4 protein-coding genes and 1 tRNA gene are annotated in these 3,080 nt (G+C 62.8%); all 5 read left to right on the top strand.

What is annotated here, in order from left to right:
• The first annotated feature begins 479 nt into the window (after positions 1–479).
• The 5 genes from HNO81_RS19880 (at position 480) to HNO81_RS19860 (ending at position 2,869) form a co-directional block, all read left to right on the top strand.
• A complete protein-coding gene (locus tag HNO81_RS19880; protein ID WP_175319811.1) occupies positions 480–899 on the top strand; it encodes a DUF3052 domain-containing protein in 420 nt (139 codons plus the stop codon).
• A complete protein-coding gene (locus tag HNO81_RS19875) occupies positions 896–1,390 on the top strand; it encodes a peroxiredoxin (protein WP_175319810.1) in 495 nt (164 codons plus the stop codon). Before HNO81_RS19880 ends, HNO81_RS19875 begins: the two co-directional genes overlap by 4 nt.
• 6 nt (positions 1,391–1,396) lie before the next feature.
• A complete protein-coding gene (locus HNO81_RS19870) occupies positions 1,397–2,317 on the top strand; it encodes an NAD-dependent protein deacetylase (protein ID WP_175319809.1) in 921 nt (306 codons plus the stop codon).
• Between the two features lie 85 nt (positions 2,318–2,402).
• Positions 2,403–2,478 (top strand) — tRNA-Val (locus HNO81_RS19865).
• A gap of 100 nt (positions 2,479–2,578) precedes the next feature.
• Positions 2,579–2,869 carry a hypothetical protein gene (locus HNO81_RS19860; protein WP_175319808.1) on the top strand — a complete coding sequence of 97 codons (291 nt, stop codon included), beginning with the start codon at positions 2,579–2,581 and terminating at the stop codon, positions 2,867–2,869.
• Positions 2,870–3,080 lie beyond the last annotated feature (211 nt).

Here is a 3,080-nt window from a genome sequence, read left to right as displayed (position 1 = left end):
CAGCTGGTTAGTCAACCCGCTGAGGATATGGGAGGTATCTTCTCCTGCAGCCACGTCCAACCTCTCTTTGCGCGCATGAATCGGCGCACTCAGGCCAGGCAGGGTGACTGCCCGGCGTATATACGCCGTGTGCGACGTATCGGTTACAACAGCCCGGTCATGTGTGACGGGCAGCTTCCTAGCGCTCCTATGTCTGCACGGAGTCGCAAGGATGTCATCCGCAGGCATAGTTGTCACCAGCCACTCTAGCCTTGACGGCAACACGATGCGTAGCCGCGGTCCGGGCGCTGCAGTTGTATTTCGTTCGTCATACTGGTTGTGTGGCGAAAAGCCCCTGAAACGGTGATGCCGTGAGCGGATGTGACGCAGAATATGCGCCGTCCAGGGGGCGGCAGCTTGAAGCGCGGGCACAAAGGGTGTTGGCTTGGAGTAATGGAAATCACTATGCGCACTGCATATATGAGGTATTGGAGGAACACGTGAGCGAGGCCGACGCCGCCACTTCGGTAAATGTGGCGGAAAAATTGGGTTTCAAAAATGGGGATCTGATTCAGGAGTTCGGTTACGACGACGACGTCGATTTCGACTTGCGTGACGATATTGAGGACCTTACCGGTTCCGAAATGCTGGACGAGGACGACCACGAGGTGGCTGACGCCGTCATCCTCTGGTGGCGCGACGGCGACGGGGACCTTGTGGACAGCCTGATGGATTCCCTCACCACCCTGAGCGAAACCGGTGTTGTCTGGGTCCTCACTCCCAAGTCAGGCCGCGACGGCTACGTTTCGCCGGCGGAAATCCAGGAGGCGGCCCCCACCGCGGGACTGCACGTCACCACCTCCGCTGGGGTCTCAAAGGACTGGAGTGCCGTCCGCCTGGTCAGCAGGAAGAACAAATGACGGCAGCGGTTGAGGCCGCTTCCAGCGCTGTTCCTTCACTGGGCGCTGCAGCTCCGGATTTTGAACTGGCCAACCAGTACGGCGAGCCGGTAAAGCTGTCCTCTTTCCGCGGGCAGAACGTGGCGCTGGTCTTCTACCCTTTTGCGTTCTCGGGTATCTGTACCGGTGAGCTTTGCGAGATCCGGGACAACCTGCAGACATTCGACGATTCAAACGCGGTGGTTCTGGCCGTGTCCGTGGACAGCAAGTTCAGCCTCCGCGCGTACGCGGCGCAGGAGGGGTATGGCTTCGACCTCCTGGCCGATTTCTGGCCGCACGGTGACGTCGCCAGGGCCTACGGGGTCTTCGACGCCGGCAGCGGCATGGCCAAAAGAGCCACCTTCATCATCGACGGTGAGGGCATCATCCGGTACAGCGTGGTGAACCCGCGCGGCCAGGCCCGGGACTTCAATGAATACCGGTCTGCCCTGGCGGACCTGAAACGGGCCTAACAAACCATGGTTGGGCAGCGGCGGGGAACGGGGCTAACGGGGTTCGCCAGCATGCCGCCGGTGGCTCCGGCCCCGCTGTCCGCCCATGACCTCGAGGTTCTGGCCCGGATCCGCGACCTGCTCGCAGGGGCCCCCTTTGCCCTGCTGACAGGCGCCGGCCTCAGCACCGACTCGGGCATCCCTGACTACCGCGGTCCGGATTCCCCGCCCCGTTCGCCCATGACGTACCAGGAGTTTGTCCGGGAGGCAGCCAACCGGCAGCGGTACTGGGCCAGGAACCACATCGGCTGGTCCCACATGCGCCATGCCGACCCGAACCAGGGCCACCATTCCGCCGCGAAGCTTGAGAGCCGCGGCTACCTCACGGGCCTGATAACCCAGAACGTGGACCGCCTGCACCAGGACGCCGGCAGCTCCAACGTGGTGGACCTCCACGGCAGGTATGACCAGGTGGTGTGCCTTGACTGCCGGCGCACGTACTCCCGACGCCTGCTTGCCGGGGTCTTCGAGGAACTCAACCCCGGCTTCCTGGAGCGGGCGGCGGCCGGCGGGTTGGTGGAAATGGCCCCGGATGCCGACGCCACCGTGGAAGACCAGGCACTCATCAGCAGCTTTGTGGTGGCAGTTTGTCCCGCGTGTGGCGGCACGCTGAAGCCGGACTTCGTCTACTTCGGCGAGAATGTACCCAAGGACCGGGTTGAACGGTCCTACGCGATGGTTGACCAGGCCGCGGCCCTGGTGGTGGCCGGTTCATCATTGACGGTCATGAGCGGCCTGCGCTTCGTCAGGCACGCTGCCAAGGAATCCAAGCCCGTGGTCATCATCAACCGTGGTGCCACCCGGGGCGATGACAAGGCAACCATCAAACTGGAAACCGGTGTCAGCCAGGCCCTGGACTACCTCGCCGCCGAACTTCCTCCGCTCTAAGCCGGCGGATTCGCGTTTCCGGCCCGCGGTCGGGTAGAGTCTATGTTCGTTGGTTGCGGAGGAAATGCCGGAAACCACGCACTTTGGGTCTTTAGCTCAGCTGGTAGAGCGCCACGTTTACACCGTGGATGTCATCGGTTCGATCCCGGTAGGACCCACCACGGACAGCCCCGTTGCTCCGCCTGATGGCGAAGGCAGCGGGGTTTTTTGTTGTGCCTCCCTCCTGACGCCATTGTCGGTGCCTTGCCATAGCTTGCAGGGATGGAACACGTCATAGTGCAGACAGACAGCGACGGAATGCCGACGGCGGTGCTGAGCCGGGGCAGGGAATGGTCCGTGGGTGCCGAGCCGGTGAGGTGGTTTGAGCGCGTCAACTGGTGGGAAACCAGCCGCCGGATGCCGAAGGGCAGCAGCGGCGTGGACGTCGAGGTCCTGCAGGTGCAGGTCAGGCTGGGAAACAACAGCAGGTCGGCGCTGACCACGATGTATCTCCAGCGCGATGGCCTGGGCGGCGGCTGGCGGCTGAGGGAACCGGTGGCGGGTGCCGCCTAGATGCCGGGGGCGGGGTTTTCCAGGGCATTGGAAAACCCTCCACCGCGACTATTGGGGGATGCCGCGGTGGAGGGCCTGGGATGAATATACCGTGAACTCCCGGAAACAAAAAGTCATGCGCTCCGCTAAGTTTGCCCGTGTTGAAATCTGCAGGGCGACTAGGGCGTGTCTCCTAAAGCTGTTAGCCAGATGCTGATTGCCCGGAGAACCG

The sequence above is a fragment of the Pseudarthrobacter sp. C4D7 genome (assembly GCF_013359725.1).
Classification (GTDB): Bacteria; Actinomycetota; Actinomycetes; order Actinomycetales; family Micrococcaceae; genus Arthrobacter.
This window is presented reverse-complemented; position numbering and strand designations above follow the sequence as displayed.